Source organism: Vibrio sp. HS-50-1, assembly GCF_024747315.1.
GTDB lineage: Bacteria > Pseudomonadota > Gammaproteobacteria > Enterobacterales > Vibrionaceae > Vibrio > Vibrio diabolicus.
In genome coordinates this window covers 23,332-45,950 of the sequence record NZ_JAMPZF010000026.1, presented here as the reverse complement: position 1 = coordinate 45,950, position 22,619 = coordinate 23,332, and the positions used below count along the sequence as shown (strand labels likewise).

Sequence of the window (22,619 nt, the reverse complement as noted above, 5' to 3'; positions counted from 1 at the left end):
ATCAACTAAATCATGTCACTCGTTATTTATAGCGGGGCTGGGCAACGTAATTCTTGAAGAACCAAACACCCAATGCAATCACGATTAACCATGGCAATAGTTTGAGTACCGCTCCGACCATTCCCAGTAAAAACATCACAACTAACGCGATACCGGTTGCTGCGAATACGGTCATCATTGTGATACCGGTAACCAATAGGGTCGCCGCAAAGACTAAAATAAAGATTAGCTCCAACATAATCACTTCTCCATTTGTTTATAATAAACAGAGCAGTTTCCATACCAACTTACCAAGATGACGATAACACAATGATTTTTATTCAAAAATAAAGCCAGAGGCATTTCTGCACTCTGGCTTTATCATTCTTTAGTTGGCAATTTTAGCCAACCACTGGTGAATTTTACACATTCAATTCTTTTGGAATCTTCGCTAACGCGTCTTGCAGCACTTCTAAACCAGAACCCGGCTTGTGCGCATTTTCACTGATATGACGACGCCATTGACGAGCACCTGGCATGCTTTGGAATAAACCTAACATATGACGGGTAATATGACCAAGGTACGCACCTTTCGCTAATTGCGCTTCAATGTATGGGTACATTTCTTCAACAATTTCGCTGCGTTTCTTCACTGGAGCATTAGAGCCAAATAACTCTTGATCTACCGATGCCAGTAGATATGGGCTTTGGTAAGCCTCACGACCAATCATCACACCATCAAGGTGCTGAAGATGTTCTTTGGCTTCTTCTAGTGACTTTACACCACCGTTAATAGCAATGGTTAAGTGAGAAAAATCTTGCTTCAATTGGTAAGCTCGTGGGTAATCCAATGGTGGGATCTCACGGTTTTCTTTCGGACTAAGACCACTTAACCAAGCTTTACGCGCGTGGATAGTGAACTGCTCACAGCCTCCCTTTTCTGAGACAATAGAAACAAAATCCGTTAGGAACTCGTAAGAATCTTGATCATCAATACCAATACGAGTCTTGACTGTCACAGGAATATCAACCACATCCTTCATTGCAGCGACACAATCCGCAACCAACTGTGGTTCCGCCATTAGGCAAGCACCAAAGCGACCGTTTTGTACACGGTCAGACGGACAACCCACATTGAGGTTAACCTCATCGTAGCCACGCTCTTGAGCCAGTTTGGCACACTTTGCCAAGTCTTCTGGGTTTGAACCACCCAACTGAAGGGCCAACGGATGCTCTTCTTCGTTGTAAGCTAGGAAATCTCCTTTTCCATGAATGATCGCACCTGTCGTCACCATTTCAGTGTACAGCAGGGTTTCTTTGGTCATTAAGCGATGGAAGTAGCGACAATGACGATCGGTCCAGTCGAGCATTGGTGCTACGGAGAGCCTGCAAGAATGAGTCATGATATAAACACCCGTTTTTATGTTGCCAAGGTCGAGCGCAGCAGTACGCTCAAAAAATAAGTCGGGTATTGTATACCCAAGCACCTCTAGGTGCTAGTTTCAGCGAGAATGATTTGGTTGGCTGGCTAGCCAAATGCTTAGGAATGCGCAGCAGTAATACGAATCTGTCACTCGTTGATTCATTCTGTGATGACTATTCCGACTTCACACCACCACCGACTTGCTTTAATTCATGATTTTCGTTCTGATAGTGGGTAAAATGAAGCATTTCTAAACGAACTTCGTATAGAAATGATTTATCATAGAGCACGTCCGATAGTTATGGTGAAAGGTTTGAACCCAACAATCATTGAACAAATTGAAAGTATCTGCGCAGAGCGTGGAGTACGATTGACTCCGCAACGCCGACGCGTATTTGAACTCATTTGTTCTAATCGTCGCGCCTCAAGTGCGTATGAGCTATTGGAGCAACTAAAAGAGAGTGAGCCTCAGGCTAAGCCTCCCACTGTTTATCGAGCATTAGATTTTCTCCTAGAGCAAGGCTTCATCCACCGAGTGGAATCGACAAATAGCTTTATTACTTGTTGTTCTTTCAATACTCAGCAGCACTTTTTCCAATTACTAATTTGCGATAAATGTGGTGATGTCGTTGAACTCGAAGATGAGACGCTGATATCCTTGTTAGCCGAAAACGCCGAGAAGCATGGATTCAAACTGACCAACCAAGTTATTGAAACTCATGGTGAATGCCAGGCCTGTTCCTCCGAGACGAAAGAAAAAGTATAGAAGAACGTTATGCGCGCTGAATTTGTAAACCCGTTTTTAGCTTCTTTAATGAACGTGCTAAAAACCATGGCTTCTCTTGAGCTGAAGCCACAAAAACCGCGAATCAAAAAAGATGAGATCGCACGAGGTGACGTTTCTGGTCTGATTGGCATGGTAGGTCCACAAACTCGTGGTTCAATGTCGATTACCTTTGATGAAGCGCTAGCTCTAGAAATTATGCAGAACATGCTTGGTGAGCGTCCAAATGGACTCAATGAAGAGGTCACCGATATGGTGGGTGAGATCACCAACATGGTTACTGGTGGTGCGAAACGCATTCTGGCGGAAAGTGGTTTTGATTTTGATATGGCAACACCGGTAGTGGTTTCTGGCCGAGGCCATACCATTCGCCACAAATGTGAGGGCTCAATCATCATCATGCCTTTCTCTTCCCAGTGGGGAAATGCCTTTATCGAAATCTGCTTCGAATAAAAGAGAAAAAATAGGTTGGCACTGGCCAACCTATTTTGTTTCTGCCTCAGGCAATAAAAAAGGTCAGCACTTGCTGACCTTTTCTTTATCTATTCAAACCAAACATTAAGCTTTGAACGCTTTAAATGCGTTGATTAGACCATTTGTTGAGCTGTCATGCGAGCTGATTTGAGACTCGTCTGCAAGCTCAGGTAGGATTTGGTTAGCCAGTTGTTTACCTAGCTCCACGCCCCATTGGTCAAAGCTGAAGATATTCCAGATAACACCTTGTACGAAAATTTTGTGTTCGTACATTGCGATCAAGTTACCTAGCGTACGAGGCGTGATTTGCTTCACTAGGATAGAGTTTGTTGGACGGTTACCTTCAAACACTTTGAATGGCGCAATCGCTGCCACTTCTTCAACGTTCTTACCTGCTTTCACCAACTCTTCTTTCACTGTTTCTTCACTCTTACCAAACGCTAGTGCTTCAGTTTGCGCAAAGAAGTTGGACATCAGTTTTTGGTGATGATCGCTAGCTGGGTTGTGGCTGATTGCAGGTGCAATGAAGTCACATGGGATCAGCTTAGTGCCTTGGTGAATCAGTTGGTAGAACGCGTGCTGACCGTTGGTACCTGGTTCACCCCAAATAATAGGGCCCGTTTGGTAAGTCACAGCATTGCCTTCACGGTCAACGTATTTACCGTTTGATTCCATGTTACCTTGCTGGAAGTATGCCGCGAAACGGTGCATGTACTGATCGTAAGGTAAGATAGCTTCTGATTCCGCACCGTGGAAGTTGTTGTACCAAATACCGATAAGCGCAAGGATCACAGGGATGTTGCTTTCTAGGTCTGTTGATACGAAGTGCTTGTCCATCTCGTGAGCACCTTCAAGCAGCTCAACGAAGTTGTCGTAACCTACCGCTAATGCGATTGATAAACCGATTGCAGACCATAGTGAGTAACGGCCACCAACCCAGTCCCAGAATTCGAACATGTTCGCGGTATCGATACCGAATTCAGACACGGCTGTCGCGTTCGTTGAAAGCGCAGCAAAGTGCTTAGCCACGTGCGCTTGATCGCCAGCTGACTCTAGGAACCAATCACGAGCAGTGTGCGCGTTAGTCATGGTTTCTTGCGTTGTGAACGTCTTAGACGCGATCAAGAATAGCGTCGTTTCTGGGTTAACTTTCTTCAACGTTTCAACGATGTGAGTACCATCAACGTTAGATACGAAGTGAAGGTTTAGATGATTTTTGTATGGTGCTAGAGCTTCCGTCACCATGTAAGGACCAAGGTCAGAACCACCGATACCGATGTTCACGATATCTGTAATTGCTTTACCTGTGTAACCTTTCCACTCACCGCCGATAACGCGTTCAGTGAATGATTTCATTTTTTCTAGAACCGCGTTCACTGCTGGCATTACGTCTTCGCCGTCTACCATTACTGGTGTATTCGCGCGGTTACGTAGTGCAGTGTGAAGAACAGCGCGACCTTCTGTTTGGTTGATCGCTTCGCCACTGAACATCGCTTCAATTGCAGATTTCAGCTCAGTCTCGTTCGCAAGAGCGAAGAGGTGCTTCAGAGTTTCCTCATTGATGAGGTTCTTTGAGTAATCGACTAGGATGTCTGAGCCGAAACGTGCAGAGTATTTGTCGAAACGCGCTGCGTCTTGAGCAAATAACTCTTTAAGATCCATATCTTGTGCAGATTCGAAATGCGCAGTTAGCGCTTTCCAAGCTTGTGTTTGCGTTGGATTGATATTTTTCAACATGGTCTTTATCCCGATGTTACAGTAGGTTCCATTCCTTACAGTCTAGCGAAAACTGTGGAATCCCCGATTTAGCAAATAGAATATTAATTAGATGTTTGGGCGAATTGCCACAAAACAAGTCTTTGTAATTTTTTTTCAGGTGCCAATTATGACTGAGAGTATTTACACTCACATTGAGTTAGGTCACGTTCCCTGCCCTGAAAATGAACAATTCATTTACGATGACAAGAATCATATCACTTACTAATGACAGGCTCTAATTGGAATAGGATAGACGCCAATTTATAAATTTCCAAAGGAACACGTATGTGGGCACAAAAAACACTGCAATTAAAAGCGAGAAGCCGCGGTTTTCACCTAATAACTGATGAAATTGAACAACAATTACCACAAATAAACGAGCTTTCGGTAGGTTTATTACACCTATTTATTCAACATACCTCCGCCAGTTTGACCTTAAATGAGAATGCTGATCCAACCGTGCGTATGGATATGGAAGCGCACTTCAATAAGTTTGTGCCAGAGCGTGCTCCTTATTATCAGCACACCTATGAGGGGGATGACGACATGCCAGCACACATAAAAGCATCCCTACTTGGCAGTAGTGTGACGATACCAATCCAAAATGGTCGATTAGCTTTAGGAACATGGCAGGGCATTTACTTGGGTGAGCACCGAGACTTTGGCGGCGGCCGCCGCGTTATTGCTACGATTAACGGTGAGTCGATAAAACAAAGGCTAACCTTAGGTTAGCCTTTCGCTGTTTATTTTGAGTACTCCATCTCGACGCGAGGCGTTAGCTTAGTCACGAGTTCATACGCAATGGTACCAATGTGACCCGCCACTTCTTCTACTGGGAGCTCTTTCCCCCAAAGAATCGCTTCGTCGCTGACTTTATCCGTTGCATCTGGTCCCAAATCGACCGTCAGCATATCCATAGAAACTCGACCTGCGATAGGTACTTTACGACCATTTACCCAAACCGGAGTGCCATTCGGGGCACTTCTTGGGTAACCGTCGCCATACCCTACTGCGATGACACCGACTTTTGTATCTCGCTTACTGGTCCACATACCGCCGTAGCCAACACTTTCGCCCTTCTTAACTTCACGTACCGCAATAAGATGGGATTTAAGTGTCATCACGGGTTGATACCCCAGATCTTGTGCGGTCTTGTCATCAAATGGCGATACACCATACATGATGATGCCCGGACGAACCCAATCCAAATGGCTTTGAGGCCATGCCAACAACCCCGCAGATGCAGCAAGTGAACGCTCCCCCTGACAACCAGAGGTCAACGACTTAAACAGCTCAATCTGTTGGGGAGTGATATGGCTATCCAGCTCATCTGCACAGCCAAAGTGACTCATGTAACGTAACGGCTTGGCTACGTTTGGACACTCTTTCAACCGCATGACAAACTCATCATATTGCTCAGGGCGAACGCCAAGACGGTGCATCCCACTGTCAATCTTAAGCCACACGACAACCGGAGTTTCAAGGTCGGCTTGCTCCAAAGCGATAAGCTGCTCTTCACAATGCACCACGGTTTGGATGTTGTTCGTCACAAGAACAGGTAAGTCACCTGGAGAGTAAAAACCTTCTAGCAATAGAATCGGCTTTACCACGCCACAAGCGCGCAGTTGCAACGCTTCTTCAATGCGCGCAACACCAAAGGCATCCGCATGGTTGGCATGTTTTGCAACGTGACGTAATCCGTGACCATAGCCATTGGCCTTCACTACAGCCATCACTTTACTTTGGGGCGCTTGCGCTTTCACGCGCTGTAAGTTGTGCTGCAACGCAGACAAATCAATGCACGCCTTGGCCGCTTTCATATAGCTCATGGGGTTACTCATCATCAATATCGAATGCAGGACCCGCGTAGTTGTCAAAGCGCGAGTGTTGACCTTGGAAGGTGAGACGTACAGAGCCGATAGGGCCGTTACGTTGCTTACCAATGATGATTTCTGCCGTACCTTTGTATGGGCTATCTGGGTGATATACCTCGTCACGGTAGATGAACATGATCAAGTCGGCATCCTGCTCGATAGAGCCCGACTCACGCAAGTCCGAGTTTACTGGGCGTTTATCTGAACGTTGCTCTAGGGAACGGTTAAGCTGAGACAGCGCCACGACGGGCACATTCAGCTCTTTTGCCAGCGCTTTCAGAGAGCGCGAAATCTCCGCGATTTCCAGCGTACGGTTATCAGAGAGTGCAGGCACGCGCATAAGCTGAAGGTAGTCGACCATGATCATCGACAGACCGCCATGTTCACGTGCGATACGGCGAGCGCGTGAACGCACTTCGGTCGGAGTTAGACCGGAGCTGTCATCAATGTACATGTTTTTCTTCTGCATCAAGATACCCATAGTAGAAGAAATACGCGCCCAGTCTTCGTCATCCAGCTGCCCCGTACGGATCTTGGTTTGGTCAACGCGAGACAAAGAGGCCAACATACGCATCATCAACTGCTCGGCCGGCATCTCTAGCGAGAAAATAAGCACAGGTTTCTCTTGTTGCATGGCCGCATTTTCACACAAGTTCATCGCAAAGGTCGTTTTACCCATCGATGGACGCGCCGCGACAATCACCAAATCAGAACCTTGCAAACCTGCGGTTTTCTTATTGAGGTCAGTGAAACCTGTGTCGACACCCGTTACACCATCTTGCGGTGTTTTATATAACAACTCGATACGTTCTAACGTCTTTTCGAGGATGTTATCAACATTTTGTGGCCCTTCGTTTTCACTGGTTCGTGACTCAGCGATGGCGAAAACTTTACTCTCCGCCATATCAATCAGATCTTCCGAACTTCGACCTTGAGGATCGTAACCCGCATCCGCAATCTCATTCGCGACACCGATCAAACCACGGACGATCGCACGCTCAGCGACAATATCAGCGTACGCATTAATGTTAGCGGCACTTGGCGTGTTTTTCGCCAAATCTGCAAGGTAAGCAAAACCGCCCACATCTTCTAATTGCTCGTGACGCTCCAAGTATTCCGATAAAGTAATAAGATCGAGAGGCTTGCCCGCTTCAAGAATGGTTTTTACACCTTCAAAAATTAGGCGATGCGGACGACTATAGAAATCACTGCTTACAACACGTTCGGCAACGGTGTCCCAACGTTCATTGTCCAGTAAGAGACCACCAATTACTGATTGCTCGGCTTCTAGTGAGTGAGGTGGCACTTTGATTGCGTCGACCTGACTGTCTGAAGGTTTGCGATTTCTGTTTTCCGCCATGACTTTGCTCGATAACTACTATTGACCCACGATTATAACCTTAACCTAACTGAGATGCTTCCCCGAAGCGACAATTACTTGTTAAGAAATCAACATGCGAACCGCACAAGTAATAGCCTGGTTCTTCCGCCCAGCTCTAATAAAAATTAACCTACCATTGACCCAACAAAATATCTGTATCAGTATCATGCCCCTCCTTTTTAATTACGTTCGAGGTTGATGTGTCCCGATACTGGTTACTTAGCTTTAGCCTACTATGCGCTAGTGCATCGTATGCTGACGAATCAGTACAGCCAGAGCAAAATATTGATGTGCCCGACCCATTAAAAACCGAGGTGGAGTTCGGCTATCAAGCTCACACAGGTAACACGGACTCTCGTTCCCTGAATGCTCGTTTGAGTGCTGAATATACGTCAGGTCGACACCGTTCTAATGGTGAATGGAAGTACTACAACTTGTACAAAGACGGTGAAGAAGACAAACGCTCATCCACCTACGCCCTACAGAGTGACTACAAGTTAGGTCCTAAAACGTATTTGTATGGCAGCTTTAAAGGGGTGGATTCTCGTTACAGTGCCTATTTTAAAGACTACACCTTATCAGGTGGTTTGGGTTACCAGTTTTCCTACACTGAAAACTTCATTTTAGAGGTAGAAGTCGGTCCTGGTTTTCGTTATCAAGAACCAAATTTAGATGAGATAGATGATGACGACATTGTCTTTCCCGATATCGTTCGAGAAGGCATTTTTCGAGGGAATATCAATACGACTTGGCACGCACTAGATAATTTGAGTTTCGCGGCTGATATTACGTTGGTAACAGGTAAAAGTAACACTCGGGCCGATAGTGAGCTCAGCGTGACCAATGATATTACTGAAGATATCGCACTAAAACTGGCACACTCTCGTCAGTATCACGATAAAGTGCCTGAAGGCTTAAGCAAAGCGGATAGCGTATTTTCCGTTAATTTACTCTTCGCTTTTTAACCCGTTTTTTTTCCCAGTTTTAGAAATAAAAAAAGCACCTCCGAAGAGGTGCTTTTTAGTATTTCGTCTTGATACTGAATTACTCAGCAGCAACAACTTGTAGGTTCACAGTTGCGAAAACTTCAGAGTGAAGTTGAACGCTGATCTCGAACTCACCAGTTGTACGTAGAGCACCTTCAGGAAGGCGAACTTCGCTCTTAGCAACTTCAACGCCTGCAGCTGTGATAGCGTCAGCGATGTCACGAGTACCGATAGAACCGAATAGTTTGCCTTCGTCACCAGCTTTAGAAGCGATAACTACAGCTTCTAGAGCGTTAACTTTCTCTGCGCGAGCTTCTGCAGCAGCTAGTTGCTCAGCAACTTTAGCTTCTAGTTCAGCACGACGAGCTTCAAACATTTCAACGTTAGCTTTAGTTGCCATAACTGCTTTACCTTGTGGGATAAGGAAGTTACGAGCGTAGCCAGATTTAACGTTTGCAGTATCGCCAAGACCACCTAGGTTACCAATTTTATCAAGTAGAATAACTTGCATTGCTTAATCCTCTTTCTTAATAAAATGAACCGATTACTGATGCTTGTCAGTGTACGGTAGTAGAGCTAGGTAGCGTGAACGCTTGATAGCACGTGCTAGTTGACGCTGGTACTTAGCGCTTGTACCAGTGATACGGCTAGGTACGATTTTACCAGCTTCAGTGATGTAGTTTTTAAGAGTTGCTACGTCTTTGTAATCAATCTCTTGTACGCCTTCTGCAGTGAAACGGCAGAATTTACGACGACGGAAGAAACGAGCCATGGGCTATCTCCTGATCTTAAATTTGAGTAATGTTGTCGGCGTGTAACACTAATTTTCCCACGCCATTTCGGCCGGTTTGATAAGTGACAAAACCACTTACCTTAATGTTACTGCCTTGAACTAAATTCTGAGTTAGTGCTTGTGACCCAAGCCCGCTGACGACTACCGGCATACGACAATAAACTTGTCGAGGTAAGTCAGCTTCGATAATAGTAGAGCGATGCTCCAGCCAAAACCGACAGTGTTCAATGCCACCAGGGCTTTTACTACGAATGGGCGGTTTGGCAATGGTGCCGCTCAGCTCCATTCGATTGGCCATAAGAAAACTTACTCAGCAGCTTCTGACTTAGCTTCAGGCTTAGCTTCAGAACGCTCTTCACGACGTGGAGCACGCTCTTCTTTTTGCTTAAGCATGATAGATTGCTCAGTGATCGCTGCTTTAGTACGCATGATCATGTTACGTAGAACTGCATCGTTGAAACGGAAAGCAGTTTCTAGCTCATCAATTACAGCTTGGTCAGCTTCAACGTTCATAAGAACGTAGTGAGCTTTGTGAAGCTTGTTGATTGGGTAAGCCAGTTGACGACGGCCCCAGTCTTCTAGACGGTGGATTTTACCGCCAGCTTCAGTGATTGAACCAGTGTAACGCTCGATCATGCCAGCAACTTGCTCGCTTTGATCTGGGTGCACCATGAATACGATTTCGTAATGACGCATTGGTTGCTCCTTACGGATTATTCAGCTTCCACAAATGGCTCAGTCGTCCAGAGGAAGCAAGGAACTAAAGATAATTGACTGAGTTTAAGGAGCACGAATAGTACAGAAAGGGCGCAAAATAGGCAAGTGATTATTTGCTCAACGCAGGGGATATTTTATTTCATCCAACGCTAGAAATAACAAAGGCTGCCAATAAAGTGACAGCCTTTAAAATCAGGGCATTATCGCGCGTATATCGGGACTTATTTTACTTCAGCCAGTTCCGTGCGCATTTGGTCGATCACTTGTTTGTAATCTGGCTGACCGAAAATCGCCGAGCCTGCAACAAACATGTCTGCGCCCGCTTCTGCGATTTCACGAATGTTGTCAACCTTCACACCGCCATCAATTTCTAAACGGATATCGCGACCAGACTCATCGATCATCTTACGAACTGCACGCAGTTTATCTAGCGTGTGAGGAATGAATGATTGACCACCAAAGCCAGGGTTAACCGACATCAGTAGAATCATGTCGACTTTGTCCATGATGAACTCAAGGCTCGCAAGTGGCGTTGCTGGATTTAGTACCACACCAGCCTGACAGCCGTGCTCTTTAATTAACTGCAGTGTTCGGTCTACATGATCAGAAGCTTCCACATGGAATGTAATCATCGACGCACCCGCTTTTGCGAAATCAGGAATAATGCGGTCAACCGGTTTCACCATTAGGTGAACATCGATTGGTGCGGTGATGCCGTAATCGCGTAGTGCTTTACACACAGGTGCACCAAAAGTCAGGTTTGGTACATAGTGGTTATCCATAACGTCGAAATGCACCACATCCGCACCCGCTGAGAGTACTTTCTCGACATCTTCACCGAGACGAGCAAAATCTGCCGATAAAATGGATGGAGCAATAAGAAAATCTTTCATACCTGACCTCAGTAGTAATGAGCAAACAATCTGCGCGCAATTCTACCGAAGCCTGTGGGGAGATCCACTATTTAGATTTAATAGTGTGAGAACTAAGAGCTTGGTTGATCCATCTCAGGGGCATGAAAAAGCGCAAGCAGCTCATCGACTTTATTACGACCACTGCCATTTCGGCTAATGGTGCGCTTCACTTTTACTACATTGAGATCCGCACCGTGATACAACCGACGCGTCAGCGTAGTGTCGTGGTTAGAAATCAAAACCGGAATACCACGCTCAGTCGCCGTTCTTTCAGCAATGTCGGCTAATGCAGCCTGATCATCCAACGTGAAACCATTACCTGCGTATGAGGTGAAATTTGCCGTGTTTGAAAGCGGTGCATAAGGAGGATCGCAATACACCACACTCCCCTTACGTGCTCGACGAAAAGTTTCTGGATAACCTTCACAAACGAACGTGGCTTTCTTGGCTTTTTCGGCAAAAAACTCCAATTCCGCCTCTGGGAAGTAAGGCTTTTTATATGAACCGAACGGAACGTTAAAACCGCCTTTTTTGTTGTAACGGCATAAACCATTAAAACCAAAGCGGTTCATGTACAAAAACGCTAAAGAGCGGTACATCACGTCATCGGTTTTATTAAACTCAGCGCGAATGTGTAAGTAGGCTTCTTTACGGTTATTCTCGGCAACAAACCAACGCTTCGCTTCAGAGATGTACTCTTCCGGGCGCTCTTTTAGTAGGTTGTACAGATTGATCAAATCTGGATTGATATCTGCCAGTAGGTAATGGTCATAGTCGGTATTCAGAAACACTGAGCCCGCACCAACAAAAGGTTCAACTAGCTTTCGAGCCGGTGGTAAATGACGTTGGATGTCTTCAACCAGTCCGTATTTTCCTCCTGCCCATTTAAGAAAGGCTCGTTGCTTTTTCATCTACTGCTCTATCTATCGACCAAAAATTAAGGCTGCGGAATGTAACATATTTTTCAGCGAAGCTCAGGTTTATTTCACGCGATCAATTTCGCGATGAACCTGACGGAGTGATTTTGCCCAAGGACTCACCGACTTAACCGAATCAGGCAAGCTTGCAACGGCATCGCGAGCCATTTGAATTGTCGGATAGTCTTGGTATGTGATGATATACCACTCGGTGTCATTGCGAACGGTAGGATAAATTCGTACTTGATCATTCAGCTGATGCTCATCGAGGAAGGCTTGTACATCGTCCATTGACGTCATAGCAGCAAGCTGCAGTGTATAGGCTCTTGGTGATAGTGCTTTTAATTCTTCGCGAGCAAATGAAAACTTAACCACAGACAGCTTCGCACCGTCTTCTTCTGGCTGAGCAGAAGTTTGCGTCATACCTTGATTTGGTTTTACGACTTTTATTAGGGGTGAGCTGGTTTCATCAGTGGCGTCTTGATTCTCAACGCCCACGACATCATCAATCGCTTTTGTGTCTGCTGAATCAGCTTTACCTTCAAGCAATGCATCGACCACATTCGACTCAATCACCACTCTCTGTTGATTGTCATCACTGCCAACGCTCGCCACTTCTTCCGTTACTGCTGGCGGTAATGAATCAGAATCATCAATCGCGCCAGAGCCATCAAGGCCACTGCTAGTGTCATCAGTCACAGATTGTAGTGAAGACTGCGCAGCACTGATTCCTGACTCTTCAAAAGTTGGAATAGCCGTTTGCTCTAAACTACCAGCAATTTGCTGCGCTTTATCATCAGGGCTTGGTTGATTATACATCCACCAATAGCCACCAGCAGCAAGCAACAGTAATGCTAATACCACTAACGCAATATTCAGCGGTGAACCGACAATCGAGCGGATAATGATCCTTTTTTCCACTTTCATCTCTCCTAACGCCATGATGTCACCCGGTACTGGGTCAACTTTTTTAAATGCATCTCGAACCCGCTTCTCCGCCTCATCATCAACATAGCGCGCAACAAGTGATTCAAAGAAACGACGGGCTTCCACTTCGGACAACATATCAATATCAAGCTCAACAGGCTTTATCTCTTGTCCGTAACTGAGACGTGACAGCAATCCTTCTAAGCGCCCAGCCTGCGTAAATAATAAGACATTGATGGTCCAATTCGGCTTATGATGCGCCTCTAAAACCAGCATCCAAAGCTCAGAAACGAGCGTCTCACTTAATAAATGCGCATCATCAACCACAATCGCGATATCACAAGGCTCATCACCCAATAGTCTTTCGAGGCTATCAAGTAAAGGCTCTTGCTGATTAAACAATGCGTCCGAAACCAGTTGACTCAAAATAAGGATGCGGCGCTGCACATCATCTTGATTAGAATGACAAAGTAACAAACATTGATTCTTGTTACTGGCACCCACTTCAAGGTATCGCTGCGCTAACCAAGATTTTCCATAACCATCATGACCATTAATCGCAATGAAGTTGGAACCAAAATTAGTCAGCAATCCTAACCTATCAAGCAACTCGATTTGAGAATCTAATTCCAGAACGTGAGCAACACTCATCTAATAACCTTAATACACTACAAGAATGACGCCCAAAGGCGCCATTACAAGGTTAAATATCGCGACCGAAGTCTATCGCCTGTTTGAGTACGTCTTGTGTCGTATCAGCAATGACCTCGGCACTACCAATGCCTGTAGGTAGAACTAATCTTAATTGACCAGAGAGGACTTTTTTATCTCGCATCATATGTTTGAGGAAGTCATCGAAGCTCATACTGTCTGGAGTATGAACAGGCAGTTTGGCACGACGTAAAATCGCAACAATACGCTCAAATTGCTCTGCTGAGATAAGACCGCGCAGATGCGAAGTTTTGGCCGCCATAACCGTGCCAGCAGAAACCGCTTCACCATGCAGCCAATTGCCGTAGCCAAGCTCAGCTTCAATCGCATGACCAAAGGTGTGACCTAAGTTGAGCAGAGCGCGGATGCCCGATTCTTTCTCATCCTGAGCCACCACTTCCGCTTTTATTTCACAGCAACGTGCAATGGCATAAGTTAGCGCTTCTTCATCCAACGCGTACAAGCGTTCAAGGTTTTCTTCCAACCATACAAAAAAGTCTGCATCGTAAATGATGCCGTACTTAATGACTTCTGCAATACCTGCTGCGAATTCACGCTCAGGCAACGTCGATAAACAGTTGGTATCGATGATCACGGCTTTAGGTTGGTAAAACGCACCTATCATGTTCTTACCCAACGGATGGTTAACCGCGGTTTTTCCACCCACCGAAGAATCCACTTGAGATAGTAATGTCGTTGGTATTTGAATAAAGTCGACCCCACGCTGGTAACAGGCAGAAGCAAAACCCACAAGGTCGCCAATAACGCCACCACCTAACGCGATGATCACAACATCACGAGCGTAATTCCCCTCGAGGAGGAAGTTCATCACTTGGTTAAACACATCCAAGTTTTTGTACTGTTCGCCGTCAGGCAATTCTAACAAGGATGCACTACAACCGAGCTGCTCGAGTTGCTTTAAAATTTTGTCAGCATACAAAGGCGCCACTGTGACATTACTGATCACAACAACTTTTTGTTTTGCATTTTTGTTTGAGAGAACTTGAGAGAGGTACGCCGGGTCCTCAAATAACCCGGCGCCAATAGAGATTGGGTAGCTACGCTCAGCTAGGTTGACCGTAATCCGTTCCATCGGTTTGCTCCAATTAAAAAAAAGATAAAAACTTATCTCTCTTCTAGCATTTTTACGATCTGGTTGGCTACCACTTTTGCACTCTGATCGTCAGTGCGAACAGTGTAATCCGCTACTTCTTCATACAGAGGATTACGTTCTTCAGCTAATTGCTCCAATACTTCGCGAGGGTTGTCCGTTTGAAGTAGAGGACGCTTCTTGTCACGGTTTGTGCGCGCAAGTTGCTTTTCAATCGTCGTTTCTAAGTAAACAACAACACCACGTGCCGAAAGACGATTACGGTTTTCTTTGCTCTTAACAGAGCCACCGCCAGTCGCAAGCACGATGCCTTGCTCTTGTGTTAGGTCTTCAAGTACCGCTTCTTCACGCTTGCGGAAGCCTTCTTCACCTTCTACATCAAAAACCCAAGAGATGTCTGCACCAGTGCGTTCTTCGATCACTGTATCGGAGTCAACAAACTCCATATGCAGTTGCTGTGCTAGATGTCTACCAATTGTACTTTTGCCGGCGCCCATTGGGCCAACAAGGAAAATATTACGTTTCTCAGCCATGTTTAGCAGTAATTTACAACATTGATTCAATAAGATCGCCACAAGAAAACACAGCTAAATCGCTGTTCTACAAGGCTTGTGGCACCAGTTCCTCACAGATAATTCGTGATAAGACCCGAAATTATCCAAGCATGGTGCCACTATTGCAACTTTATTTTTGATTTAATCAGTTTTTCACGAGGTAGAACTACTGAATCACCACCTTAGGCGTGACGAAAATTAACAGCTCACTTTTGCCAACATTTTCATAACTTCGACGGAAAAGCGCACCTAATAGTGGCAGATCGCCTAACAAAGGCACTTTGTCCACCGAGTTAGTAATGCTGTGCTGGAAAATACCACCAAGAACGACGGTTTCACCGTTATTTACTAACACTTGCGTCCCGATACGCTGAGTATCAATCGCAACGGCTTCACCAGTGCCTGTTTTCACGACTTGTCCAGGTCTATCTTGCGTAACGCTTAAGTCCAACACAAGACGGTTATCCGGTGTAATTTGTGGCGTCACCTTCAAACTCAATACTGCTTTTTTGAACGTTACCGTCGTAGCACCACTTGATGAGGACTCTAGATAAGGTATCTCGGTACCTTGCTCAATATAGGCAGGCTTCTTATTGGTAGTGATCAAACGTGGGCTTGAGATAATCTCAGCTTTGGACTCTTGTTGCAGCGCAGAAAGCTCGAGGTCTAACAAGGTGTCTGAGCCTAATTTTGCAACCTGAAAAGCAATGCTGGTCGCGTTTGGACTGGTTGCAGCTAAGTTTACGTTTAGAAAGTCATCGATACCTACTCCATCACCGTCACCACCGTCTTCTCCTTCACCACCACCGTTATATAAACCGATCGTGGCAAGGTTGTTTTCGATAGAGCCACCAACCGTGTTATTGCCATTAATAGAGGTAAAGCCCCAGCGAATTCCCAACTCGTCCATGTTGCCTTCATTGATGGTCACAATACGCGCTTCAATTTGAACCTGCTTCACCGGGATATCCAAAGATTCAATAATTTCTCGAATCACTTCAATGTTTTCAGGTAGCTCACGAATCAATAACGAGTTAGTCCGCTCATCAATGGTCATACTGCCTCGCTCAGACAACATACTGATGTTCCCTTCTCCGTTGATCATCTCTGCAATATCTGATGCTTTAGCGAAGTTTACCTTGATGATTTCAGACGAAAGCTCTCCCATCGTTTGTTCTAGCTGCTGCTTTTCGAGTTGCTGTTTTTCGCGCAGATCAAGCTCATCTGTTGGAGCAACCAGAATCACGTTGCCATCAACACGCTTATCTAACCCCTTAACTTGCAAAATAATATCCAGCACTTGCTGCCACGGAACACCATCAAGACGAAGTGTGAGGTTGCCTTCTACGGAGTCTGAAACAACCAAGTTGAACTGGTTGTAGTCAGCAATCAGCTGTAACACGTTACGTACAGGAATATCTTGGAAGTTAATTGAAATGAGCTTGCCTTCTTTTTCTAGAATGCTTTTATCCGGGGCTTTCTCATTGGGTTTGATCTTAGCCACTTTGATTTCCAAGAATCGCCCCGTTAAACGGTAATCATGCGTATATTCTTCATTAATGTGCGCAACCAAGCGCGTAGTTGAGGTATCGCGAAACACCTCTACGCTTTCAACCACAGTCGAGAAATCTTTTACGTCTAGGAGATACAGTTGCTCGTCTTTTACCGAAGTATTAAGCAAATCGATACTTAACCCTTCCTGTACGCGTTTGACATCAACAATCGCGGCAGGTGACGCCAGTTCAACGACAATAACGGCGTCTTTATCTTTATTAGTGCGAAAATCGATACTCTTTAAGGCATTAGACGATACTTCTTCTGCTGCCACTAAAGGGGCTAAAAATACAAACAACCATAAGGAGAAGAGCCCAGTTAGTATCCTTGGTGTACGTGTTAATCCTTGTCTCATTTTCATTACTCAATATCAAAAATAAATGGGGCTATCTCAAAGCCAACTTAACTTTACGCTTCTGCCAACACCCTAAGCCGTCGGGCAACGTTTCATTAATTAACAAATAGGAATGGCTGACGTGGGTCACTTTGCCATTGTTGCGTCCGAGGTATTGCCCCGGCTTCACTTTATAAACGGTGCCGTTGGGTGCCTGAACGAGACCAGAAACCGTATTACCCATGCCCATAACTCCTTTCAAACGTAATTGGCTTAATGGGAATTTTTCTAATTTGCCAGTGCGCCTTCTTGAAGGCGGTTGCCAGCAATCTTTTCTTGCAACGGGCTGAGTGGCGATCGTGGCTTCTTTTGGTAACTCAAAGGGCGCACGCTGTACTTCAGGTGCGTACGTGACGGCAACATACTTATCTGCAGGCTTAAGTTTCTCGACATCTCGACGCGCCTGACTCTCTACCCCTCGAATAAAATCCGTTAATGACTCATCATTCGCCTGACATCCAAGTAGCAGAGACCCCATCAGTACCAGTAACAAATGCTTACTTGTCATTGTTCGTCTCCTCTGGCTTAAACTGATAGGTATTGGCTCGTACCCTAAAGTGCAGAGTTTCACTTTCTTGGCTGACACGCTGCCAAGTCACATCTTTAAACGTGATGATTCGAGGTAGCGTTGCTATCGCCTGAGAAAAATGTCCGATATCATGAAAATCTCCCGTTAACTCAATGTTTAAAGGAAGACGATAGAGGAAATGCTCTGATTGCTTTTCACCCCAGTCGATACGGGTAAAGGTCAACTTATTGTCGATACCGAGTTCATTCACCGAAGCGAGCATCGTAGCCAACTCTTTTTGCGCGGGCAGTTGTTGTAGCAATAACTCGTAACGCGTGGTGAGTTCATCCAATTGAGATTGAAGCTGAGGCAATGCAGCTACTTTGTTCGCTTTGATCTTCAGTGCTACCTTGAGCGTCTGCTCCTGCTGGACCAAGTTATTCAATTGCTCTTCTTTTGGCTTAAGGTAAAACCAATAGCCAAAACCTTGAATGAGGAAAATCAGCAGCGCGATAACCACAAGCTGAGGCAACAATGGCCACTCTGCCATTTCATCTATTTCGAGATCCTGCCAATCAACCATGCTGGGCCTCCGCTTTCTTCTCCGGCACTTTGAACATGAAAGACACTTTGAACGTTTGGAACTCTTTTCCAAAACGCGCTTTTCCGTGAACGATGGAGTGCATTTCTACATCATTCAACTTGGCCGAACGCTCCATGTTGTCCAGCATCGTGGCAAGTTTTGGAGTGCTATCAGAGATCCCTGAGATCTCAATTTCCAGATCATTCATTTTGATCTTGTCGACATATACACCTTCAGGAATGACGGCTGGCATCAAGTTCATAAACTCGGTCGTTTTGTTTCTACCGTTTTGTAACCCTTCAACCACTTTTAAACGTTCGAGGATTTTGCTGTGCTCTTGCTCGGCGATTTTCATTGCTTCAATACGCTGGTCAAGCTCAGCAATGTAGTGAGTAAGGTAATCAAGCCGCTCCTGCTGCTGATCTTGTTGGTACTCAAAAAACTTTCCAATACCCCATTGAATACCAATAGCGACCAACATGCCTAACGCGACCAAGCTAATGAAACGACGTCGGTGCTCTTCTCTTTGGTTCTCTCGCCAAGGAAGTAAATTAATGCGATAAAGCACGCGCACCTCCTAGCCAATGAATGCCACGAATCGCGAGTCCTGCGGCTGTAGAGAAATGCTGCCAATCCGCGGCACGACGTTTACGTTTGGACACCTTCATCTCAAATAGCCCTAGCGGGTTTAGCAATTCACACTCTAGTGACAGTTGCTGAGATAACTCTTCCGCGAGCATTGGTGTCGAAGCTCCTTCCCCTGATAACCAGATACCTTTGATATTTTGCGAGCCATTAATTGAGGTGTAGAGCTGCATCTGACGTTTCACCCGTTCCACGATTTGGCGATTAAACAGTTCTGTTTTCTCCTGAGCATCATCGGACATCAAATCATCTTGAACAGGGCTGTTTGCTCCTCGAGTGCCGCAAGCAAACTCTTTGTGAAACAGCTCACCTTGTTCGGTAAACATGGTAAAGGAGCTCGATGAGGTGCCAATATCGAGTAAGCAGTACTTATTTTTGTCAGGAAAGCGATCGGCGGTGAGCTTCCAGATATGACCAAGACTTTGTGAATGCACGTCCACTAAAACGGGTTTTAGTCCGGATTTTTGTAATGCATCCACGCGACTATCGACCACACCTTTTCTTGTCGCAAACACTTGATAGTTATCAGTCCCACGCAACCCATCTTCGGCACGAAGACGGACGAAGTCTAAACTCAGCTCTTCGACAGGGAATGGCGATTGATGAGAAAATGCCTGAATCACAGCAAACTCAACTTCGCTATCTTCAAGATTTTGTTCTATTTGCAGTTTTTTACTGATCACCGAATTATCAGGCACTGAAATTGCGACCTTTTTAGCACCAAAAGGCAGTTCTTTTTTAATCAGCTTTAGGGTCTTTACAATTTCTTGATGATTTATAGTGTTATTTTCAGCGACAATACCTTCCTTTAGTAATATTTCTTTGTAACCCAACAGAGCGTAATTGTTGCCTGTGGGTTTAAGTACTACGGCTTTGAGGCTGTTATGGCCTATATCGATGCCGGTAACGATTAGCTTATCCATCTCTTACTCTCGCTCCGAAATTTCTTCGTGCAAAGGTTGTTATTAGCACCCAAATAAGAGTTAATATCTCTATGTGCTAAATTTTTGACCTAAGAGTACAAGGGTTTGCCGTTACACAGCCTCAACCAATCAGGGATTCTCCGGTGAAGTTCATAAAGCGTTTATTATTTTTAACATTGATTTGCATAATTCTTGGAGTCACCACAATATTTGGCTTCTATCAGTACGTGAAGCCTGAATTGCCAGATGTTGCAACTCTAAAAGACGTTGAATTACAAACACCTATGCAGGTGTTTAGTCAAGACGGGAAGCTGATCGCACAGTTCGGTGAAAAGCGTCGTATTCCTGTTACTTATGATGAAATTCCTCAAGACTTAATTCATGCGCTAATCGCAACCGAAGATAGCCGTTTTTACGAACACCCAGGTATCGATCCTATCGGCATCACTCGTGCAGCCGTTGTAGTTGCGATCTCAGGTTCAGCCAAGCAGGGCGCAAGTACCATTACGCAACAGCTAGCGCGTAACTTCTTCTTATCTAATGAGAAGAAGATCATGCGTAAGATTAAAGAGATTTTCATTGCTATCCACATTGAGCAGCTTCTGAGTAAGCAAGAAATCATGGAACTTTATGTCAATAAAATCTTCCTTGGTTACCGCTCATATGGTTTTGGTGCGGCCGCTCAAGTTTACTTTGGTAAGAGCCTTGATGAATTGACGTTAAGCGAACTTGCGACACTCGCAGGGATGCCAAAAGCGCCATCAACGATGAACCCAATTTACTCTCTTGAGCGTGCGACAAAACGCCGTAACGTCGTGTTAATGCGAATGCTTGATGAAAAATACATCACGCAAGAACAGTATGACGAAGCACGCAACGAACCTATCGTGGCGCGTTACCACAGTGCTGAAATTGAACTTTCCGCTCCTTATGTGGCAGAACTAGCTCGTGCATGGGCCGTAAAAGAGTACGGTGAAGAAGAAGCCTACACCTCTGGCTTGAATATCTACATGACGGTGGACTCTAAACTGCAAGATGCCGCGAATACATCCGTGGTAAATAATCTGCTGTCATACGATGAACGTCACGGCTACCGCGGTGCGGAGAAAGTGCTTTGGAAAGAAGGTGAAACCGCTTGGAACAGCGAGCAAATAGAAAAGCACCTTAAGAAGCAGCCAACTTATGGTGACCTTTACCCTGCCGTCGTGACAAAAGTCGATGATAAGACTGCACAAGTTTGGGTTAAAAACCATGAAGAGCAGACCATTCCTTGGACTGGAATGCATTGGGCACGTAAATACATCACCGAAAACCGCCAAGGTTCAACACCAAAATCAGCGCATGATGTGCTAGCGACGGGTCAACAAGTTTGGGTTCGCGAAGTGAGCGAAACCAATGAAGATGACAACACGACACAAAGCTGGAAACTGAGCCAAGTGCCAACAGCGAACACCGCGTTTGTCGCGATGAACCCGGAAAATGGTGCGATATTATCGTTAGTGGGTGGTTTTAACTTTGTTCATAGTAAGTTTAACCGTGCCACTATGTCAGTGCGTCAGGTTGGCTCAAGTATCAAACCATTTATCTACTCAGCTGCAATTGACAAGGGACTTACCCTGGCCACTCTGATCAACGATGCGCCAATTAACAAATGGGACGCAGGTTCTGGTTCGGCTTGGCGACCTAAAAACTCACCACCAACCTATGGCGGTCCAACTCGCCTTCGCCTCGGCTTAGCTCAGTCAAAGAACGTGATGGCAGTGCGTACGCTGCGTGAAGTAGGCCTTGATGAGACTCGTCAGTACCTTACTCGTTTTGGTTTTGATATTAACCAAGTACCACGTTCAGAGACCATCGCGCTCGGTGCTGGTAGCTTAACACCAATGAAAGTGGCACAAGGCTACTCTGTATTTGCGAACGGAGGTTATTACGTCGAACCGTTCTACGTAGAACGCGTGGAAGATGCATTCGGTGAAGTGCTGTTTAAAGCGAATCCAAAGAGCGTTTGTCATAAGGATTGCCCACAAATGAGCGATGAGCCAGACAATCGCTATGCCGATGAGTTTGGCGAACAAGACGTCGCGATTGATGGTTTGGCAACAGACAACGCACTGGAAAATGATGAACCTCAATATGCTCCACAAGTTATCTCTGAGCAAAACGCATTCTTGATGCGTGAGATGATGTACAGCAACATTTGGGGTGGTGGTAACTGGCGTGAAGGTACGGGGTGGAACGGTACTGGCTGGCGTGCACAAAAACTGGGGCGTCGTGATATCGGTGGTAAAACGGGTACAACGAATGACTCCAAAGATGCTTGGTACAACGGCTATGGTCCTGGTGTTGTTGCCATTGCTTGGGTTGGTTTTGATGATCACTCACGCGCCCTTGGTCGCACAACGGTTAATAGCAACCTAGGCAAAGGCCAAATTTCCGGTGCTGAATCGGGTGCGAAAACCGCAGAACCCGCTTGGATTGACTTTATGCGCGTTGCACTAGAAGAAACACCTGAGCAAAGTAAAAATATTCCAGATAACATCATTCGTGTTCGTATTGATCGCAACACTGGCATGCTAACGCACAAAGTAGACAGCACATCGATGTTCGAATACTTTGAAAAAGGCACTGAGCCTACCGAATACGCTGGAGACCGTTTGGAAGACAGTATTTATTCTTCCGGCTCTGGCGCAGAAGAGCTGTTCTAAATCA

The 22,619-nt window shown here is 45.5% G+C and carries 24 protein-coding genes; 5 read left to right on the top strand and 19 right to left on the bottom strand.

Translation table 11 applies throughout. The features are described 5' to 3' along the window. Positions 1 to 22 precede the first annotated feature (22 nt). On the bottom strand, positions 23 to 238 hold the full coding sequence (gene pspG / locus NDJ01_RS14065; protein WP_005398086.1) for an envelope stress response protein PspG: 216 nt from the start codon (positions 236 to 238) through the stop codon (positions 23 to 25). A gap of 163 nt (positions 239 to 401) precedes the next feature. Next, positions 402 to 1,382 carry a tRNA dihydrouridine(20/20a) synthase DusA gene (gene dusA, locus NDJ01_RS14060; RefSeq protein WP_053807698.1) on the bottom strand — a complete coding sequence of 327 codons (981 nt, stop codon included), beginning with the start codon at positions 1,380 to 1,382 and terminating at the stop codon, positions 402 to 404. A gap of 321 nt (positions 1,383 to 1,703) precedes the next feature. Here dusA and zur point away from each other — a divergent pair, with 321 nt between their 5' ends. Next, positions 1,704 to 2,168, top strand: coding sequence for a zinc uptake transcriptional repressor Zur (zur, locus tag NDJ01_RS14055; RefSeq protein ID WP_005381268.1), 465 nt, complete (start codon positions 1,704 to 1,706; stop codon positions 2,166 to 2,168). Positions 2,169 to 2,177: 9 nt separating this feature from the next. Next, on the top strand, positions 2,178 to 2,639 hold the full coding sequence (locus NDJ01_RS14050) for a chemotaxis protein CheX (RefSeq protein ID WP_005381269.1): 462 nt from the start codon (positions 2,178 to 2,180) through the stop codon (positions 2,637 to 2,639). Positions 2,640 to 2,744: 105 nt separating this feature from the next. Here the strand turns inward: NDJ01_RS14050 and pgi are convergent, their stop codons facing one another. After that, the gene (gene pgi, locus NDJ01_RS14045) at positions 2,745 to 4,397 is read right to left on the bottom strand and encodes a glucose-6-phosphate isomerase (protein ID WP_046874641.1); all 1,653 of its coding nucleotides are present in this window, start codon (positions 4,395 to 4,397) and stop codon (positions 2,745 to 2,747) included. A 306-nt stretch (positions 4,398 to 4,703) separates the two neighbouring features. Here pgi and NDJ01_RS14040 point away from each other — a divergent pair, with 306 nt between their 5' ends. Continuing rightward, on the top strand, positions 4,704 to 5,150 hold the full coding sequence (locus NDJ01_RS14040; protein WP_012841356.1) for a secondary thiamine-phosphate synthase enzyme YjbQ: 447 nt from the start codon (positions 4,704 to 4,706) through the stop codon (positions 5,148 to 5,150). 11 nt (positions 5,151 to 5,161) lie between these two features. Here NDJ01_RS14040 and alr read toward each other — a convergent pair whose 3' ends face one another. Next, a complete protein-coding gene (gene alr / locus NDJ01_RS14035; RefSeq protein WP_258586885.1) occupies positions 5,162 to 6,238 on the bottom strand; it encodes an alanine racemase in 1,077 nt (358 codons plus the stop codon). A 13-nt stretch (positions 6,239 to 6,251) separates the two neighbouring features. Further along, positions 6,252 to 7,652 (bottom strand): replicative DNA helicase, encoded by a 1,401-nt coding sequence (locus NDJ01_RS14030; protein WP_005395704.1) that lies wholly within the window; start codon positions 7,650 to 7,652, stop codon positions 6,252 to 6,254. 221 nt (positions 7,653 to 7,873) lie between these two features. On the opposite strand from NDJ01_RS14030, the gene NDJ01_RS14025 reads away from it, so the two are divergent. Further along, the gene (locus tag NDJ01_RS14025) at positions 7,874 to 8,638 is read left to right on the top strand and encodes a DUF481 domain-containing protein (RefSeq protein WP_006743223.1); all 765 of its coding nucleotides are present in this window, start codon (positions 7,874 to 7,876) and stop codon (positions 8,636 to 8,638) included. A gap of 79 nt (positions 8,639 to 8,717) precedes the next feature. On the opposite strand, the gene rplI is transcribed toward NDJ01_RS14025, so the two are convergent. The 14 genes from rplI to pilM all read right to left on the bottom strand — a co-directional run bounded on the left by rplI (position 8,718) and on the right by pilM (position 19,910). Further along, positions 8,718 to 9,170 (bottom strand): 50S ribosomal protein L9, encoded by a 453-nt coding sequence (rplI, locus tag NDJ01_RS14020; protein WP_005381278.1) that lies wholly within the window; start codon positions 9,168 to 9,170, stop codon positions 8,718 to 8,720. A gap of 33 nt (positions 9,171 to 9,203) precedes the next feature. After that, positions 9,204 to 9,431, bottom strand: coding sequence for a 30S ribosomal protein S18 (rpsR, locus tag NDJ01_RS14015; RefSeq protein WP_000090472.1), 228 nt, complete (start codon positions 9,429 to 9,431; stop codon positions 9,204 to 9,206). Positions 9,432 to 9,447: 16 nt separating this feature from the next. After that, the gene (gene priB, locus NDJ01_RS14010; protein WP_005381298.1) at positions 9,448 to 9,750 is read right to left on the bottom strand and encodes a primosomal replication protein N; all 303 of its coding nucleotides are present in this window, start codon (positions 9,748 to 9,750) and stop codon (positions 9,448 to 9,450) included. Between the two features lie 8 nt (positions 9,751 to 9,758). Next, positions 9,759 to 10,148 (bottom strand): 30S ribosomal protein S6, encoded by a 390-nt coding sequence (gene rpsF / locus NDJ01_RS14005; protein WP_005381299.1) that lies wholly within the window; start codon positions 10,146 to 10,148, stop codon positions 9,759 to 9,761. Positions 10,149 to 10,390: 242 nt separating this feature from the next. Then, on the bottom strand, positions 10,391 to 11,062 hold the full coding sequence (rpe, locus tag NDJ01_RS14000; RefSeq protein WP_139059621.1) for a ribulose-phosphate 3-epimerase: 672 nt from the start codon (positions 11,060 to 11,062) through the stop codon (positions 10,391 to 10,393). Between the two features lie 92 nt (positions 11,063 to 11,154). Further along, on the bottom strand, positions 11,155 to 11,994 hold the full coding sequence (locus NDJ01_RS13995) for a Dam family site-specific DNA-(adenine-N6)-methyltransferase (RefSeq protein ID WP_005395710.1): 840 nt from the start codon (positions 11,992 to 11,994) through the stop codon (positions 11,155 to 11,157). Positions 11,995 to 12,063: 69 nt separating this feature from the next. Continuing rightward, on the bottom strand, positions 12,064 to 13,578 hold the full coding sequence (locus NDJ01_RS13990; RefSeq protein WP_258586884.1) for an SPOR domain-containing protein: 1,515 nt from the start codon (positions 13,576 to 13,578) through the stop codon (positions 12,064 to 12,066). Between the two features lie 52 nt (positions 13,579 to 13,630). Beyond that, positions 13,631 to 14,731 (bottom strand): 3-dehydroquinate synthase, encoded by a 1,101-nt coding sequence (gene aroB / locus NDJ01_RS13985; protein ID WP_114324102.1) that lies wholly within the window; start codon positions 14,729 to 14,731, stop codon positions 13,631 to 13,633. A 32-nt stretch (positions 14,732 to 14,763) separates the two neighbouring features. After that, the gene (gene aroK, locus NDJ01_RS13980; RefSeq protein ID WP_005381319.1) at positions 14,764 to 15,282 is read right to left on the bottom strand and encodes a shikimate kinase AroK; all 519 of its coding nucleotides are present in this window, start codon (positions 15,280 to 15,282) and stop codon (positions 14,764 to 14,766) included. 187 nt (positions 15,283 to 15,469) lie between these two features. Continuing rightward, complete coding sequence (locus tag NDJ01_RS13975; protein WP_006742777.1) at positions 15,470 to 17,218, bottom strand: type IV pilus secretin PilQ; 1,749 nt, start codon at positions 17,216 to 17,218, stop codon at positions 15,470 to 15,472. 25 nt (positions 17,219 to 17,243) lie between these two features. Beyond that, positions 17,244 to 17,759, bottom strand: a complete 516-nt coding sequence (locus NDJ01_RS13970; protein WP_005395715.1) for a pilus assembly protein PilP — start codon at positions 17,757 to 17,759, stop codon at positions 17,244 to 17,246. Next, positions 17,749 to 18,342, bottom strand: a complete 594-nt coding sequence (locus NDJ01_RS13965) for a type 4a pilus biogenesis protein PilO (RefSeq protein WP_012841351.1) — start codon at positions 18,340 to 18,342, stop codon at positions 17,749 to 17,751. The genes NDJ01_RS13970 and NDJ01_RS13965 overlap by 11 nt, the downstream gene beginning before the upstream one ends. Beyond that, positions 18,335 to 18,910 carry a PilN domain-containing protein gene (locus NDJ01_RS13960; protein ID WP_005395717.1) on the bottom strand — a complete coding sequence of 192 codons (576 nt, stop codon included), beginning with the start codon at positions 18,908 to 18,910 and terminating at the stop codon, positions 18,335 to 18,337. Before NDJ01_RS13960 ends, NDJ01_RS13965 begins: the two co-directional genes overlap by 8 nt. Next, positions 18,894 to 19,910: a type IV pilus biogenesis protein PilM gene (gene pilM, locus NDJ01_RS13955; RefSeq protein ID WP_139059626.1), complete on the bottom strand. Its 1,017-nt coding sequence runs from the start codon at positions 19,908 to 19,910 to the stop codon at positions 18,894 to 18,896. Before pilM ends, NDJ01_RS13960 begins: the two co-directional genes overlap by 17 nt. Positions 19,911 to 20,053: 143 nt before the next feature. Between pilM and NDJ01_RS13950 the strand changes: the two genes are divergently transcribed. Next, on the top strand, positions 20,054 to 22,615 hold the full coding sequence (locus NDJ01_RS13950; protein WP_256935792.1) for a penicillin-binding protein 1A: 2,562 nt from the start codon (positions 20,054 to 20,056) through the stop codon (positions 22,613 to 22,615). Positions 22,616 to 22,619: the final 4 nt, after the last annotated feature.